The following is a 16,204-nucleotide window of genomic DNA, read 5'->3' as shown; positions in this document are numbered from 1 at the left end:
TGTCACCTATCTTTCTTTGCGTTAAGGTCAAGGCTGATATCCAGATTATGAAAAGAGTACGTCAGCCTGCCTACAGAAATCACATCTACGCCGCTCTCAGCCATCGCACGCACTGTTTCCAGCGATACATTGCCTGAAGCCTCCGTTTTGACATGTGGAGCCTGTTCCCGAATAAAACGAACGGCTTCCTTCATATCCTGAACGGACATGTTATCCAGCATAATAATATCCGCTCCGGCATTCAGCGCTTCCTGAACCTGTTCCATATTTTCCGTCTCTACTTCAATCGTCATCGTGTGCGGAATATGGGTACGTGCCCGGGTCACGGCCTGCATGATCCCACCCGCACCCTTGATATGATTATCCTTTATCATAACGGCATCGTACAAGCCAAACCGATGATTGGAACCGCCACCCACACGAACAGCATATTTTTCAAGCAACCGATGCCCTGGTGTTGTTTTCCGTGTATCCACCAAGCGCGTCGAAAGTCCGTGGAGCTGGTCGACAAAAGATTTGGTTCGCGTCGCAATGCCGGACATCCGCTGAATCAAGTTTAGAGCCAAACGTTCTCCCGTCAGAATCGCATGGGTGCTCCCTGTCACTTCTGCCAGAACGGTTCCCTGCTCGATCCATTGCCCATCGGTCACCAGTGGAGTGAAGGACAGCGAGGGATCTACGACCCGAAATACGAGTTTTGCCACAGGCAAGCCCGCAGCAACACCGGATTCCTTGGCATGGATTACCGCTTTGGATTGATGCTTCGGCTCGATGGTCCAGCGCGTGGTCACATCGCCCGATCCTGTATCTTCTCGCAGCCAGCTGCGAATTTGTGCTGTCAGCTCTTCCTGATACCCGCTAAACTCTCCGTAATGCTCGCTGTTAGATGTCATGAATGCACTCCTCCGTTATCCCTTGCTCACGTCGCTGCTGGACATGCTTGCGCCATACGCCATCGTCTGCTGTCGGGAAATCGTCACGGTAATGTGCTCCCCTGCTTTCCTCACGCAGCAACGCCCCATCCGTGACCAGCAAACCACAGGTGAGCAAATTGGCAAACTCGATCTCTTCCCGACTGGACAGGACAGCGCTGAAAACGGACATCTGCCCCCGTAGCTGATCCAGGGCTGCTTGCAGCCCCTCCCCATTCCGACGGACTCCGGCATAATGGACCATTGTCTCTTGCAGCTTAAGCTGCTGCTCCATGATAGACGAAGCCAGAGAGTCCACGCGGTTGTCATTGTAGGATATCAGCGTATGACCAGCCAGCGGCAGTAAAGAATGTAACCGCTCGACAATCCTGCCGCCAAATACGACCGCCTCAGATAACGAATTACTCGCCAACCGATTAGCCCCGTGTACACCAGTGGAAGACACCTCACCACAAGCGAACAGGCGTGCAAGGGTGCTTTCTCCATGCAAATTAGTCTGGACGCCGCCCATCATATAATGCGCAGCGGGCGCTATAGGAATCCAGTCCGTCGTTATATCGAGATCAAAGGACAGGCATGTTCGATAAATGGTAGGAAACCGTAGCTTGATCCGTTCAGAAGGCTCATGTGTAATATCCAGATATACAAACGCAGCCTGCGTACGTTCCATCTCATGAACGATGGCACGAGCTACAATATCCCTTGGTGCCAGTTCCTGTCGGGAATCATACTGCTCCATGAATCGCTCTCCATGAATATTGCGCAGCACTGCCCCCTCGCCCCGCACGGCTTCGGAAATCAGGAATCTTGGAGCACCCGGATGACACAACGCTGTCGGATGAAACTGTATAAATTCCATATCCCGCACAGCTGCGCCGGCGCGATATGCCATAGCAACGCCGTCCCCGGTCGCGATATCAGGATTGGTCGTGTAGCGATATAACTGTCCACCGCCCCCGGAGCATAAAATCGTTGCATTCGCAGTGACATATAATCGTTCGCCATTCGGCTTTTGCACCAGAGCGCCGATGCACTCGCCATGCTCGGTCAGCAGGTCAATCACCATATGCTCGTTCCACACTTCAATAGCGGGATGATTAGCGAACTTCTCTGACAATGCACGGACAATTTCATAGCCTGTGGCATCCCCATTTGCATGCAAGATGCGCCGATGGCTATGTGCGCCTTCCTGTGTCAGCGCAAGCTCACCATTCTCCCGGTCAAAGGCCGTCCCTAAGCGAATTAATTCCTGTACACCATTTGGACCCTCATGAACAAGGGTCCTGACCGCTTCCGGTTCACACAGACCTGCACCTGCAATCAGAGTATCTTGAATATGATAAGCGGGTGCATCCTCAGCCGAAGTGACAGCGGCGATGCCGCCTTGAGCATACTTGGTGTTGCTTTCCAACAATGCCTTCTTGGTAATTAGCAACACCCGCCGATTCTCCGCAGCCTTAATGGCCGTATATAAGCCCGCAATGCCGGAGCCGATAATCATCACGTCGGCTTCGAATTTGGGTAATTCCGCTACATCAAAATCAACCAGATATCTTGGAGTCATGCCTTCACCTGTTTCACAGAAGAATAGCGCACACCATAGGTCGTACAGTATGTGCTCACGGTATATGTTCAAAAGGATTGAAAGTCGGTTACAGCGGCTGACAGCTTGTATATGCCAAGAACACGAACAGCCGTTTATTTAACAATAAATGTACACAACGTTCCTTCGTCTGTCAAATCACCTCAGCTATTTTTCCAGTATTTAAAAAGCTCCGAAAAACCATCATTACTGGTTCCCCGGAGCTTTCATCTAAGCTTATTCAACTGTCAACCCGATGATCAGGTTGTTGTCGGTGGAGTACCACCAGAGTTGCCCGAATTATTACCGTCCTCTGGCTTTTGCAGATTAGGAATATCATTCGGTTGATCCGTTGTATTCTTTGGCTCGTCATCCTTGCCTTGAATACGTACACGAACGTCTCCGATGTTGTCGATCACAGGCTCACCATTTTCAGGCGGTGTTCCTTCTCCCTCATTCGTGCTGCCGTCCAAAGAACCTGTCTCAATCAAACGTTTAATTTGCTCAAGTTCCAGAGTTTCTTCTACCAGCAAGGTTTGGGCGATCAAATGAACCTCTTTGGAATATTTGGTCAGGAGTTCTCTGGCACGCTCATAAGACTCGGTGATGAAACGGTTCATCTCCTGGTCAATCTGATAAGCGATCTGATCACTGTAGTTCTGCTCATGACCGATATCCCGTCCAAGGAATACCTGGCCTTGCGAAGTGCCGAACTGCATTGGACCGAGCCTCTCACTCATACCGTATTCCACGATCATGCTGCGTGCGATGCTTGTTGCTTGCTGGAAGTCACTGTAGGCTCCCGTTCCAATTTCACCAATAAACAGTTCCTCGGATACGCGTCCACCCAGCAAACCAGTGATTTTGTCCAGCAATTCCTGCTTGGTCGTCAGCATGCGATCTTCCTTCGGAAGCATGATGACATATCCGCCTGCGCGTCCACGCGGAATAATCGTTACCTTGTGAACCATGTCGGCATTTTCCAGGAAGAAGCCGATAATCGTATGGCCTGCTTCGTGATAAGCTACAATCCGTTTCTCGCGGTCACTGATTACGCGGCTGCGTTTTTCTGTACCTACGATAACACGGTCAATCGCTTCATCCACTTCTCGCATCGAAATATCTTTACGGTCACGACGGGCTGCCAACAACGCAGCTTCGTTCAACAGGTTTTCCAGATCAGCGCCTGTAAAGCCTGTTGTACGCTTCGCAATAACATCCATTTTAACATCTTTAGTTAATGGCTTGTTGCGTGCATGTACAAACAACACAGCTTCGCGACCTTTAACGTCTGGGCGATCAACTGTAATTTGACGGTCAAAACGTCCCGGACGAAGCAATGCCGGATCCAGAATATCCGGACGGTTCGTTGCAGCTACGATAATAATACCTTCGTTCGCTCCGAATCCATCCATCTCAACGAGCAATTGGTTAAGCGTCTGCTCACGTTCATCATGTCCGCCACCCAATCCAGCGCCACGTTGACGTCCGACAGCATCAATTTCATCAATGAAAATGATACATGGTGCGTTCTTTTTCGCGTTTTCGAACAAATCCCGTACACGGGAAGCGCCGACACCGACGAACATTTCTACAAAATCAGAACCCGAGATGCTGAAAAAAGGTACTCCAGCTTCGCCTGCAACAGCTCTCGCCAAGAGTGTTTTACCAGTACCCGGAGGGCCCACTAACAGAACACCTTTTGGAATACGGGCGCCCACAGCTGCGAACTTACGCGGATCCTTCAAGAATTCTACGACTTCAACAAGCTCTTGCTTCTCTTCGTCGGCTCCTGCCACGTCTTCGAAGGTAACTTTCTTCTTCTCTTCGTTATAGAGACGAGCTTTGCTCTTGCCGAAGTTCATAACTTTGCCGCCACCGCCCTGTGCCTGATTAAACAGGAAGAAGAACAGCAGGAACATGATCACCAAAGGAACAATAGAAGTCAAGAACGTCAGCCAAATACTTTCGCCTTCCATTTTCTTCTGTACGTATTCAAATCCGTTCGTTTCACTAGCAGTAACCAGTTCGGTTAAAGCAGAGTCCGTTGGCGGAACATACACAGAAAAATTGGTGGATTTGGCATCAGCCGGCTGCTTCTTATATGCACCGGTTACAAGATAGGCGTAACCGTCAAATTGGACCGTTACTTTAGAGATATTATTAGCTTTAACCTCTTGCCGTAATTGGTCATATCTAGGGAGATCGGAGGCTTCGCTACTGTTGCTGACAAACTGAACGATACCCACCACAACTAAAAAAAGAATCAAATAAAAACCAGAATTCCGGATGAACCGATTCATCCCCTACCTCCTCTCGAAACACTTAAGTTATTTTACCATAGCCTATAAGCCCTTCTCAACAAAGGACGCTATTTAGTCCTAGGACTGGAGGCTGAGATTAGCTGGTGTAGATTTCCGGCTTCAAAATCCCTATGTATGGGAGGTTCCGGTAGTGCTCGGCATAATCCAGACCATAACCCACAACAAACGCATCCGGAAGAGTAAATCCGGTATAATCAGCTTCAAGATTAACCGTCCGGCGGGCAGGTTTGTCAAACAGGGTTACGACACATACCGAATTGGCATTACGGTTCTTAAGCAATTCAATCAAATGAGTCAACGTCAGGCCACTGTCGATAATATCTTCGACGATCAGAACGTCGCGTCCTTCAACCGAAGCGTCCAAATCCTTAATAATTTTAACGACGCCTGATGACTTGGTGGACACACCATAACTGGATACAGCCATGAAATCAAGCTCCAGTGGTACTGTAATAGCTTTAACCAAATCCGCCATAAAGATAAACGCACCCTTCAGCACGCAGATCACCAACGGATTCTTTCCTTCGTATTGCACGCTGAGCTGTGCGCCCAATTCCTTGATTTTACTCTGAATTTCTTCTTCGCTGATCAATACTTCCTGAATATCATTTTGCAACGGTGTAAACCTCCTAAGTTTATACTATGAAAGCCGTTCCTGCGCAATTACCGATGCCCTGGACTCTCCTGTCTTTGCCATGACATGTATATAACCGAAGACGTGTGCTTTTGCACCGCGGCATGTACAGAGCGTCGCACGCCCGGAATCCAGAGAATAGCTCCGGAACAGTCGCAGACGACGGGAATAACGGGACGCAGCGAAGGAGGTATTTTTTCATCAATGAAAATATCTTTAACCTTTTTTCTTCCGTTTAATCCCATTACATACATGGTATCTCCAGGTAATCGCGAGCGTACTGTCAACGGCAGGACCAATTCATCTGCGTCGAAGCATGCTTCCTCCTCATTCGCCGGATTTTGTCCAACCGGATACGAAGTTCTTCGCCACCGAAGTATACCTCCCGCCTCAGGCAATTCAAGCTCACCGGAAATAGGCAATACGTCCAGTCCATAGCACCATTCGCCCATAACGCCTTGCGTACGGTCAAACAAAACCGCTTGGTCATATTCGCGGACTCCAACTGCGCCACCGCCTAAGTCCAGACTCCACGTAGACGGTCGTTCCTTGAGAAGTCTCAGTCGAACGGTCTCAATTTTACGAAAATCTAAATTTTCACTGTCCGAAGGCAGATAATTTAATATTAGTTTAATCAACCTCCGTTGTAAAGCAATGGATAGCTTACGATAGGAAGCGATGGAAAACATATACCTGCTGTTATCTATGTGCACCAATTCCTCATATACCGCCAGCGTGGATGCCTCCATAAAATCATTTTCGTCAGCCATGGTTTCAGCCAGCCGATTTAGAGAAGGTGTTAGTTGCTCATTATATTGCCCCAAAAAAGGAAGCACATCCATACGAATGGAGTTGCGGCGGTATTTCGATGATAAATTACTGCTATCCGTTACATAGGAAAGGTCATGATACTTGCAGAACTCAATCAGGTCAGCCTTGTACATACGAAGCAACGGGCGAATGAGTTGCACATTTTTTTCCTTGCGTGTCAGCCGCATACCCGCCAAACCCGCCGGGCCACTACCGCGCAGCAAGTGCAGAAGAACAGTTTCGGCCTGATCATCCCCATGATGAGCCATCGCAATATGCTGTGCCGCCCACTTTGCAGCCATATCATGCAAAAAGGTATAGCGCAGCTCGCGAGCCGCTTCCTGCGGCCCCTTGCCGCTCTCCTTCATATAAACGGGTACATCAACGCGAATCATTTCAAACGGAACCTCAAGTTTCCGGGCCATGTGGCGTACCTCTTCCGCCTCCGCATCCGATTCCTCCGGCCTGAAGCCATGATGGACGTGAGCACAGATCAACTGCAAAGGCATATGTACAACGGATATTTCATGTAAAATGTGCAAAAGGGCCACCGAATCCGGCCCGCCGGATACAGCAACCACAATGCGGTCTCCGGGGCTCCACAGCGAATGATCCCGCGCGAGGGCGAGCACTTCCTGTACAACACCGGTCGGTTTTGTTGTTCCCATTCACGACCCTCTTTTCTGCCGACCGAAAAATGATGATCATCTTTATATTATGTAAGTCCTGCCGCTATCTTAGCGCAATCCAGAGCGCTCCGGCAAGCAGCAAAAGCGAGAGAGTGAAAGCATATCCCAGCCAGCGTGGAGTTCCTCTTTTCACGGACGATTGCCTGACATGTGCAGCAGCCAGACGCGACCAGGAACGAGCCGCCACACGGGTATCGGGATGTTCTCCACGCACTGCACCCATCAGCCATTCGGCATAGGGTCGTAATACACGGCTACGACGAATGATGATGGTTAATTCCGCCGTATTACGCAGCTGTGGTAGCCTGCCCGCCGCTACTTTTAGCGATTCGCCCTCCAATATATGAATAGTCAGAAGGGCGAAGGCAAACAGATCATACTGAGAATCGGCATTTCGACTGCCCGCATTCCAGAATCCCCTGTCATACCATTCTGTAAATTGCTTGACGCTCCGTCCCGCAAGGGACACCCCGCCATAATCAATCAACTCGGCTTCTCCATAGGCATTGACCAAAATATTTTGAGGCTTCAAATCGCCAAATACCCATCCTGCCTGATGTAGATCAGCCAAACGATTCAATATGCCAGTTCCAGCCACACCATACCATTCCGCTCCCTTGAGCGCCACAAAACGGTGAAGCGGATCTCCCTTGACGTATCGCATGACATAAAAGGGTATCTCCCCGCCGCTACGCAATGATACATCGTCCACCTCGAACAAAAAGGATGGATGTCCGTTTTGCTGGAGAGCAGATTGGGTTCCCTGCGACTGCAATGTGGTTAGCACGTTAATCTCTGATTGCAGATCAAGCGTGTTCTTCCCCATTTTCAGAGCAAATTGTCGATCTGCCTGTGCCCCTTTTACCAAATATACAGTTCCGTTCGCCCCACGGCCCAGCAGACGCTGAATGACATAGCTGCTCCGCTTCCACTTGCCCTTGATGACCGTTCCGGGTGCAAGAACGGGATCAGACGACGTAGTCACCGAGCATCCCTTCTCCTTTGCCATAGGATTCTTCCATATCTTTCTGTTCCCCTAGTGTAACATATCGGTAATAATCAATCACTTGTAAAATGGCTGGACCTGTTGGCGTCGCCCCCTTCATCCGCAAACGGCCGAATATCGACTTAACCTGGCTAAGTTCAGAGGTCCAACCCATATCCATGACCGCATCTTCTCCCATCCGTCCCCCAGGAAAATGAAAGACAGAAATACGGCTAGGCCCGCTTCTGGACTGTAAACTGAGCAGCAAATCCCGGATACTGTCTTCTACGGCAGGCAGCTTGGGCTTCATACTCGCACTGGCATCAATGAGCAAAGCAATTTCCAAAGCGCTTGTTTCTGTCAGTTCATCCATCACCTCAACCACCTGAGCCCGTTTGGCTGGCGGCAGTTCACCGATATGTCGAGCGCCCCCCTCACCCAAAATATGCGTTAACTCTCTATTAACCGCCTGCTGAATCGTTTGAACCACTGTTTTACGGGTCATCATCTGCATGGTCTGTGCCAGCTGCCTCGTGCCTACGATTTGGCTGAAACCTCCTCCCGCTTTAGCGATTTCCTGAATCTCTGTACTTCCAAGCTCGCCAATCGTCCCATAATCTATGACTCCGGCTACGTTCACCGTAATGCCTTCCTGTAAAGCCTGGGCCGCCGCCATGACCGGGCTGACACCCACATTAGAGCATCCGTCTGTAATGATCAAAATTTGCTTCATAAGCTTCTTGACCTCCCGCTTCCTCTTAATCTATTCCGATAGATTCTATCTTTGCCGAATCTGGAACGATTCAAACGAAGAACGCGGATTTTTAACAAGGAAGCGGAATTTCCCGGGCAATGTCTATTCAGCTAACCGTACGCGGACGCTCCATCCAGCTCATACCCGGTACATGAAGCGTGGCCCATTCTGGGCGGAAATGATCTATTTTGCTAACAACTACCGTCATGTCATCATAGATTTGATTTTGCTGGTAACGAATAACTCGTTCCAATAGGCAGTCGGCCAACTGCTGCGGGTCATCGCTTTCAATTTCCTGAATCATGCGCTTCATCCATATTTCCTTGTTTACCGCATAACCCGGTGAGTCATATATACCATCTGTAATCATGATCAAAATATCACCCGGCTGTAATTGAAGCGACACCAGATCAATTTCAATATCCTGTATAATGCCAATCGGCAAATTACTGGCAGATACGGGAATGACCTCCTCCCCTCTTTTAATAAAGCTCGGTGTTGACCCAATCTTCATGAATGTCGTCCGGGCCGTATACTGATCAATCAGCGCCATATCGACCGTAGCATACATCTCCTCTGGTGATCTCAGCATCAGAACAGAGTTGACCGACTTAATCGCCAGCTTTTCATCCATGCCGGATTGCAGTAATTCCTCTAAAATATTAAGCGCCGCGCTGCTCTCTTGCTGCGCCCGCTCTCCATTGCCCATACCATCGCTCAAAGAGACCGCAAAGGTCCCGTTCCCCAGCTCCATCATGCTGTAGCTGTCTCCCGAGAAAAAATCCCCTCCTTTGGCAGCGCTTGCTACTCCCGTTGCAATTTCATAGGTTTTGGCGGAGCCAAACATGACCGTAGCCAATCCCTGGCGGCGATCTGCCGCCGTTTCGCGCATCACAGCAATATGCTCGTCCAATATGTCCGACAGCAGTGGAGCAATGATTTTCCGGCATTCGTCAAATCCCCTTGTATAAGCATGGACAATCTCAATTTCGACTTGGCCCGCATCCAGATTAATAATCTCAATAGATTGTATGGATAAGCCCAGCCGATCAAGCGCCTCACGTATTTGTTCCTCCTGCCGATGCATGGTTTGCCCTTCCCGCTGAATTTCCCGCGCCAAATCCTCCATAATCTGTGATACGCCGGATAGCTGATCAGCAACAAGCTGACGACTGTCGTATACTTGGCGTTTCCACTGCATATTATGCTGGTAGAGGCTGTATTGCTGCTTCATCACTTGCAGCACCGCGCCCGTCTTGGCGCATGCCTTGCTCCACTGCGGCGGCATCTGCTCCGGCATCAAATTCGGATTATCCTCAATAGCACTCATCATTTCCGTCATATACTGATGGGTTTGCATAAACTTGCCGTCCCAGCACTGCTCGCACTTGAAGCAGGAGGCACACGTTCCCTCCGCTACAGCGTTCATAAAATGCTCGATTTCACCTTCCGGCTTCGCGCTCTCACTCGCAGATATCTGGTGAAAGCTGCGGGATAGCTGACTGAATACGCGGGAGAATTTCGTCACCCGCTCGGCAGTGAGATCACGGACCCTTTTGGCATACTCATGCTGGGATTTGGCGTGGTCCTGCGTACCAGGAACATAGGTAGAAACCGCTTTAAAGAAGCTTTTTGGGGTCATTAAGAATAATAAAATCGCCGCACAGCTCTCCCAGGTCGATGTTAGCACATCCCCGGTTCCGTCCAAATAGATCGTCAGAATTGAGGAACCTAGCAACATCCCGAGCGCCACTGCACCTTTTCGCCCTTCACGCAGCATCCCTGCCAGCAACCCGGCAAAAGCGAGCAAACTCATCTGCACAATCGCAGACATATTGGCCAAGCTTAAAATTAAACCGGTAATCACACCGACCGAAGCACCCAACGAAGCGCCTCCCACCAAGGCGAATACCAAGACCAAATAGCGAGATAGCACATGATCGACAGACAGTGAGTGAATCGTCCATCCTACCGCTCCCGTCATCACAGAGGCCAGTAAAATGATCAGACACAAAATTTCCTCATTTTTGAGCTGGCTTGTCTTTTTGCGATACGTAAACAATGGAATGGCCTGCGTAAAAACAAGTGTCAGCATAAAGCTGAGAACCGCATCCGTCCCTACGATGATAAGGTCATACCATGTGAAGGACGGGGCCATCACCGCGTAAAATAAATTGACCATAAACACAGACAGGAAAACCATAAGCGGGGCATAAGATAATTCCAGCCGATCAAAGGTTCGTAGCCCACGATACAGGAGATAGAATACAAGCAGCTCGCCGCCAATCATGAATAAGGATGGATAAGGGGCAAGCAGACTGCCCAACACGACCGATACAGCTACAGGCAGCATCAAATCACGCCGCAGGAACATGATGACTGCAAAATAAGCGAGGGCAAAAGGGGATAGCTCGTCCAAAATGGTGGCGCGTCCCAGTAAAAATCCCATAGCAGACAATAGCAGCATCCATCTTTGCGCCGTTACCCATTGCACTGCTTTATGTGAATCCAGTCGCTTCTTGAGTCTGGAAGACCAACCTTCCGTACGTTCTTTAGATTTGGACTTTCTGGATTTCAACCCTGGAAAATGTACCACGTTCCATTTCTCCATCATGCGTCAGGCACCCCATTCATCAATTTGATGTTCCCATCTTAAACCGGAACGACTGAGAAAGTTTGTCAGAACCTCACGTCTTATTCCAAGAAATTTCCGACAAAAAAACGTTCTGCGCGAAAGCACAGAGCATCGGCCTCAAGCCAAGCTACGTCCGCTTGGAAGCGCATGGTAATTACGAGCGCCCTCTCCCTACAAAGCCCCTTCCTGTCGCCCACACCTTCGCTTAGACTAGCGATTTGCACAGAAGATAGACGGAAAACCGTTGGAGTTTGTCGGACGATTATGTCCACACGACAAAAAAAACGTCCACTTTTCAGCTTGATCGCCCTGCTTTTTCTTCAGCAAATCTTGAATACCATAAAACGCATGCAAGATAACAGTGGTATGGATCTCCCACGCTCCCATAGCTCTTCATATATTTCAGCTTTTGTCGGCAGAACGCAAAAAAAACCGTAGCAGTCTTTCGACTGTACGGTTTTCCGTGTATGGTTGATACGGTTGTGAAAGTGAATTAAACACGCTTCGCGCCGCGTCCTCCGCGTTTACCTTCGGTGTTCTTTTTCAGCGACGAAATGCGTTCCTCACTATCTTTCAGGAAGCGTGACATTTTATCCTCAAATGAAGGTTTACCCGGTGCAGGCTTGAACGAACGGCCTCCACGATCGCGGTTGAAACCACCGCCACCGCCACCGCCGCCGCCGCCGCGTCCTTGACTTGGACCTGAACCTCCACCGCCGAAACGGTCGCCTCCACTTGGTCCTCCTGTGCGCTCCGGTCTTGGAGCTCTTGGCGGACGGGCTTCACTTGCTGGCTTGTCAATCGTTTGCTTAATGGAAAGTCCGATCTTGCCGTCTTTGTCAACATTAATGACTTTCACCGTCACGACATCATTAATCTTCAGGTGATCGTTAACATCCTTAACGTAGTTATCGGCGATTTCCGAGATGTGAACGAGACCCGTGACACCTCCAGACAAATCCACAAATGCTCCAAAATGCGTGATGCCTGTCACTTTGCCCTCTAACTTGGTGCCCACTTCAATTGCCATAGAATAAAATGATCCTCCCTTAAAATATACAACCGATTTTTTTGCAAAAAAATCCCGCTGTGGTGATTTGATTATACAAAATGGCGGAACCAAGGTCAACTAAGCATTGACCCAATGATGCGCCTATTTCTGCTCCCCGATGATCGGCGTCTCTTCCGGTTTGTACAGACCGTACTTGCTTCTGGCAATTTCTCCGATATACTCGGGGTCCTTGAGACGATTCACTTCAGTTTGGAGCTGTTGTTCCGTTTGTGTAGCAGCTTGCTTCTGTTCTTCCTTCTGAGTGAGCTGTTCACTTCGATCGGCCATAATCATACCTTGAGAAAAAAAGGTGAAAATAGCCCAACTACCAAAGGCGGCAAGCGATAGCAACCAAATCATGATTCGCCTGCGCCCGCCCGCGTTGGACTTGGACGTAGGAGATGAATGGCGATCTACAGACGAATTACGCATGATACTACCTCCCTCCAAACCATCTTTTTGCTGTGTTTTTCAGTCTGATGCCGAGCTTTACAAGCAATTCTGGAGTCCTCCAGCGCGCTTTAAGCGGACCGATCAGCCAGACGAGCGGCTTCCAAACCGGCATCAAGATGTATATCAGCATCCTTCCCAGGAACACAATAAGTGCCCATATCCATCCGACCAGCTTGCGTACCAGCCGATACAGCGCCAACACCGGATGAACAATCAGGATGCGCAGTATGCTGTTCACGATCAACGTCAGTCTGCGGACTATCTTTAATAACATTACCACAAAACGTTGGGTTGTAACACTAAAGGCCCAAAAATAGAGCCAAACCCCCAAAAGTAGTCCTAAAAAGACATAAAACCGCAGCTCACCGCGATTACTCGCGTACAGCACACGGAAAATAAACAGGGTCGAGGCCACCCAATACAGCACGTCCAACATATGAATGCTCCAACGGGCAAAATGAAAGCGGATGGACAGCACCCGGTAGCTGTCGAACACCACTCCCATGGCTATGCCCGACAGCAGCATCCACGTCAATGTCAGCCATTGTGTGTGAGGGTTCATTTGAAGAGCTTGCCGAATAGGCTTTTTCCGTTTTTGGCCGGGGCCCCGGGCTCCAGGTAGACGAGGGAAGTAATCAGACCTTCAATGGACAGCAGCCCCTCTTCCAGACTGAGATTTTTGATATGTAAATGCTGTCCGCGAATGGTGAGATGACCCAGCTCGGTCTGAAGCAGAAACTCTTCACTGTCAAAGCTCTCCACATTGCTGACGCCTGAAATGTCGAGCTGCTTTCGGCTTTGCATGCGCAGGTCATGGTGTTTGGGCTTCCCTTGTTCAATCATGGCATGTACCCCTCCTTCTGTTCTTAGCTTATGAAGGGGACAACAGGATTTAGAACTACATGAAAAGAAACTGCATAAGAAAAAGCACCCCCTCATGAGAATATGAAGGGATGCTTTAATGTACAGCATATTAGAAAGTTAGATTCCAGTTACCAGTTCAAACCATTGTCTCTGGCAATGGGCTCTTCCTTCACCAAAGTGTACATACTTGCAGCCTCGTCCTTGCGTGTAGTGTCGGCGAGCCGTTCCACTCGCACAGTCACCAGCTTCTGGCCAAACTGGACGGTGATTTCATCCCCCACTTTGACCGCACTGCTCGGCTTGGCTTCGCGTCCGTTCACCATGACTCTCCCTTGTTCGGAGACATCCTTGGCTACCGTACGCCGCTTAATCAGCCGCGAGACTTTCAAGAATTTATCAAGACGCATTAGTTAACGGCTTCTTTAAGCTTATTACCGGCTTTAAAAGCAGGAACGGTCGATTCTGGAATTTCAATCGTGTTGCCGGTTTGTGGATTGCGGCCTGTACGGCTGGAACGCTTGCGCGTTTCAAAAGTACCAAAGCCGATCAGTTGCACTTTATCGCCGCTGGCGAGTGCATCTGTAATTTCACCAAGTACGCCATTCAATACAGCTTCAACGTCACGTTTGCTCAAACCGCTTTTGCTGGAAATATTGTTGATTAGATCTGTCTTGTTCATAAGTTAAAAGCCTCCCAAATGTCAAAAAATAATCATCACGCTGCATGTCCATAAATGGGGCAGAAGTGAGGTCAAGCTGTGGCCGAAGCCGCTCTGAATACAACTAGAACACAGTTGCCCGTAGGCTACAGTTATTTCAGAATTACTACAAGTTATTCTGGCTAGGCCTTAAAAATCCTGCAATGGCAGTCGTTTTTTAATTCGACCCCAGTTAAGCCAACATCCTACTACAAAAGCCTCCCCATTGGCAAGTCTCCTCAAACGGACAAGCTCCACACAGGCATTTGCCGCCTTTACGGCCTAAGATCTACCAAGAGTTTTTTTCGCTTCCTGCCAGTACGTCTCCATCTCATCCACGCTACTATCCTCGGGACGTCGTCCCTGCTCGCGTAATCTTTTCTCAATGTACTGGAATCGGTCGATAAATTTGCGGTTGGTGGCGGACAGTGCCTCTTCCGGATCAACTCCCATAAAACGGGCCGCGTTCACAGCAACGAAGAGCACGTCGCCCAACTCCAGCAACTGCGCCTGCACGGAATGTCCTTCGCGGACCGCTTCCTTCAGCTCAGCCACTTCTTCGTCCAATTTGTCGAATACGCCTTCAATGCCATCCCAGTTAAAGCCTACTTTCGCCGCCTTTTTCTGGAGCTTGTACGACTTCATAAGCGCAGGCAAATCACGCGGGACACCATCCAGTACAGAAGACTGTGCTGAAGCTATGCCTTTCATCCGTTTTTCCTCGGCTTTCATTTGCTCCCAATTTTGCAGCGCCTCTTCCGCATCCTTCGCCTGATTGTCTCCAAACACGTGCGGATGGCGGAATATCAGCTTGTCATTCAGCCCTTGAATCACATCATACACATTGAAGGTTCCGACTTCTTCTTCCATCTGGGCATGCAGCAAAATTTGCAGCAGCAGGTCGCCCAGCTCTTCCTTCATGTGATCAGGATCGTCCTCATCTATCGTTTCGATGACTTCATAGGTTTCCTCGATCAGATTTTTGCGAATCGACTGATGCGTCTGTTCCCGGTCCCATGGACAGCCTTCCGGACTGCGTAAAATATCAACAATCTCATGCAGACGGTCAAAAGAACGCCGTTTTAGCGCATCATCCTCACTACGCGGTATGTACACCAGAGACAGGTTTCCGTAGCCCACCACCCGATCCAGCTCGTACAGTGGCACTTTATGCACCGCTTCCTCGCCCTCCACGCCAAGCGCATGACCTATATAAACCTCATAATCATCAGGATAGCGCTCCATTAAACACAGCTTCACATCTGAAGCCGTAAACGTATCATATACCTGTCCGATCAACGTGTGCAACTGAGGTTGAAGCCAGCTCGCATCCAGCGTACCTGCGTCCAACAACTGGAAACCTTCAATCGGGTCAAAACCAAGACGCACAAAAGCTTCATCCAGAAAACTTTCACCGCCAAGGATCTCCAGTTGAATATCCTGCACAGGACAACGCTCTTTGAGCAATTGCACCGCCGCTTCCGCTACCATCGGGTGCCCTGGAACCGCATAGACGATTTCGCTTCCATCCACAGCTTTAACGGCCGCTGCTATCAACTGACTGGTAATTTCCTCGTATACCTCTGGAAAAGATTCCTTGGTCTCATACACGGTGTCAAACGACTCGTAGGCCACTCCAAACTCATCCAGTACCTTAACTACCGGGTGCTCCTTCGTCCGCAGATACAGCGCAGAAGCGCCCCGCATTTTGTTCAATATCCCTATCGTAAGCTGATCCGGGTCTCCCGAGCCTAGTCCTACGACTGTTAGTATTGCACTCATGTTCAATCCTCC

15 protein-coding genes are annotated in these 16,204 nt (G+C 49.5%); all 15 read right to left on the bottom strand.

The features are described 5' to 3' along the window. Nucleotides 1-2: 2 nt before the first annotated feature. Nucleotides 3-893, bottom strand: a complete 891-nt coding sequence (gene nadC / locus ACIFO6_RS08080; RefSeq protein ID WP_430039822.1) for a carboxylating nicotinate-nucleotide diphosphorylase — start codon at nt 891-893, stop codon at nt 3-5. Then, nucleotides 883-2,496 (bottom strand): L-aspartate oxidase, encoded by a 1,614-nt coding sequence (gene nadB / locus ACIFO6_RS08075; protein WP_430039820.1) that lies wholly within the window; start codon nt 2,494-2,496, stop codon nt 883-885. Before nadB ends, nadC begins: the two co-directional genes overlap by 11 nt. Nucleotides 2,497-2,774: 278 nt before the next feature. Next, on the bottom strand, nt 2,775-4,817 hold the full coding sequence (ftsH, locus tag ACIFO6_RS08070) for an ATP-dependent zinc metalloprotease FtsH (RefSeq protein WP_430039818.1): 2,043 nt from the start codon (nt 4,815-4,817) through the stop codon (nt 2,775-2,777). A 97-nt stretch (nt 4,818-4,914) separates the two neighbouring features. Beyond that, nucleotides 4,915-5,454: a hypoxanthine phosphoribosyltransferase gene (gene hpt / locus ACIFO6_RS08065; RefSeq protein WP_014279057.1), complete on the bottom strand. Its 540-nt coding sequence runs from the start codon at nt 5,452-5,454 to the stop codon at nt 4,915-4,917. A 47-nt stretch (nt 5,455-5,501) separates the two neighbouring features. Further along, complete coding sequence (gene tilS, locus ACIFO6_RS08060) at nt 5,502-6,950, bottom strand: tRNA lysidine(34) synthetase TilS (RefSeq protein WP_430039816.1); 1,449 nt, start codon at nt 6,948-6,950, stop codon at nt 5,502-5,504. A gap of 64 nt (nt 6,951-7,014) precedes the next feature. Next, a complete protein-coding gene (locus ACIFO6_RS08055; protein ID WP_430039867.1) occupies nt 7,015-7,956 on the bottom strand; it encodes a protein kinase domain-containing protein in 942 nt (313 codons plus the stop codon). Beyond that, the gene (locus tag ACIFO6_RS08050; protein ID WP_430039814.1) at nt 7,940-8,689 is read right to left on the bottom strand and encodes a hypothetical protein; all 750 of its coding nucleotides are present in this window, start codon (nt 8,687-8,689) and stop codon (nt 7,940-7,942) included. The genes ACIFO6_RS08055 and ACIFO6_RS08050 overlap by 17 nt, the downstream gene beginning before the upstream one ends. A gap of 127 nt (nt 8,690-8,816) precedes the next feature. Then, nucleotides 8,817-11,324, bottom strand: a complete 2,508-nt coding sequence (gene spoIIE, locus ACIFO6_RS08045; RefSeq protein WP_430039813.1) for a stage II sporulation protein E — start codon at nt 11,322-11,324, stop codon at nt 8,817-8,819. Between the two features lie 514 nt (nt 11,325-11,838). Next, a complete protein-coding gene (locus tag ACIFO6_RS08040) occupies nt 11,839-12,375 on the bottom strand; it encodes a S1 domain-containing RNA-binding protein (protein WP_430039811.1) in 537 nt (178 codons plus the stop codon). Between the two features lie 123 nt (nt 12,376-12,498). Then, entirely contained in the window at nt 12,499-12,828 is a 330-nt protein-coding gene (locus ACIFO6_RS08035) for an FtsB family cell division protein (protein WP_430039809.1), read from the bottom strand. A 4-nt stretch (nt 12,829-12,832) separates the two neighbouring features. Further along, a complete protein-coding gene (gene yabQ / locus ACIFO6_RS08030) occupies nt 12,833-13,411 on the bottom strand; it encodes a spore cortex biosynthesis protein YabQ (RefSeq protein WP_430039807.1) in 579 nt (192 codons plus the stop codon). Further along, on the bottom strand, nt 13,408-13,692 hold the full coding sequence (gene yabP, locus ACIFO6_RS08025) for a sporulation protein YabP (RefSeq protein WP_014279048.1): 285 nt from the start codon (nt 13,690-13,692) through the stop codon (nt 13,408-13,410). The genes yabQ and yabP overlap by 4 nt, the downstream gene beginning before the upstream one ends. 149 nt (nt 13,693-13,841) lie before the next feature. Further along, nucleotides 13,842-14,120, bottom strand: coding sequence for an RNA-binding S4 domain-containing protein (locus tag ACIFO6_RS08020; protein WP_430039805.1), 279 nt, complete (start codon nt 14,118-14,120; stop codon nt 13,842-13,844). Further along, the gene (locus ACIFO6_RS08015) at nt 14,120-14,392 is read right to left on the bottom strand and encodes an HU family DNA-binding protein (RefSeq protein WP_007428028.1); all 273 of its coding nucleotides are present in this window, start codon (nt 14,390-14,392) and stop codon (nt 14,120-14,122) included. The genes ACIFO6_RS08020 and ACIFO6_RS08015 overlap by 1 nt, the downstream gene beginning before the upstream one ends. 300 nt (nt 14,393-14,692) lie before the next feature. Continuing rightward, entirely contained in the window at nt 14,693-16,192 is a 1,500-nt protein-coding gene (mazG, locus tag ACIFO6_RS08010) for a nucleoside triphosphate pyrophosphohydrolase (protein WP_430039803.1), read from the bottom strand. Nucleotides 16,193-16,204 lie beyond the last annotated feature (12 nt).

Source organism: Paenibacillus sp. NRS-1781 (assembly GCF_050467745.1).
In the GTDB taxonomy this organism is placed as follows: Bacteria; Bacillota; Bacilli; order Paenibacillales; family Paenibacillaceae; genus Paenibacillus; species Paenibacillus terrae_A.
This window is presented reverse-complemented; position numbering and strand designations above follow the sequence as displayed.

What these genes read in the sequence shown, in the direction of transcription:
- nadC (WP_430039822.1), bottom strand. Translation starts at nt 893, where the DNA reads ATGACATCTAACAGCGAGCATTACGGAGAGTTTAGCGGGTATCAGGAA.
- nadB (WP_430039820.1), bottom strand. Translation starts at nt 2,496, where the DNA reads ATGACTCCAAGATATCTGGTTGATTTTGATGTAGCGGAATTACCCAAA.
- ftsH (WP_430039818.1), bottom strand. Translation starts at nt 4,817, where the DNA reads ATGAATCGGTTCATCCGGAATTCTGGTTTTTATTTGATTCTTTTTTTA.
- tilS (WP_430039816.1), bottom strand. Translation starts at nt 6,950, where the DNA reads ATGGGAACAACAAAACCGACCGGTGTTGTACAGGAAGTGCTCGCCCTC.
- ACIFO6_RS08050 (WP_430039814.1), bottom strand. Translation starts at nt 8,689, where the DNA reads ATGAAGCAAATTTTGATCATTACAGACGGATGCTCTAATGTGGGTGTC.
- spoIIE (WP_430039813.1), bottom strand. Translation starts at nt 11,324, where the DNA reads ATGATGGAGAAATGGAACGTGGTACATTTTCCAGGGTTGAAATCCAGA.
- ACIFO6_RS08040 (WP_430039811.1), bottom strand. Translation starts at nt 12,375, where the DNA reads ATGGCAATTGAAGTGGGCACCAAGTTAGAGGGCAAAGTGACAGGCATC.
- ACIFO6_RS08035 (WP_430039809.1), bottom strand. Translation starts at nt 12,828, where the DNA reads ATGCGTAATTCGTCTGTAGATCGCCATTCATCTCCTACGTCCAAGTCC.
- yabQ (WP_430039807.1), bottom strand. Translation starts at nt 13,411, where the DNA reads ATGAACCCTCACACACAATGGCTGACATTGACGTGGATGCTGCTGTCG.
- yabP (WP_014279048.1), bottom strand. Translation starts at nt 13,692, where the DNA reads ATGATTGAACAAGGGAAGCCCAAACACCATGACCTGCGCATGCAAAGC.
- ACIFO6_RS08020 (WP_430039805.1), bottom strand. Translation starts at nt 14,120, where the DNA reads ATGCGTCTTGATAAATTCTTGAAAGTCTCGCGGCTGATTAAGCGGCGT.
- ACIFO6_RS08015 (WP_007428028.1), bottom strand. Translation starts at nt 14,392, where the DNA reads ATGAACAAGACAGATCTAATCAACAATATTTCCAGCAAAAGCGGTTTG.
- mazG (WP_430039803.1), bottom strand. Translation starts at nt 16,192, where the DNA reads ATGAGTGCAATACTAACAGTCGTAGGACTAGGCTCGGGAGACCCGGAT.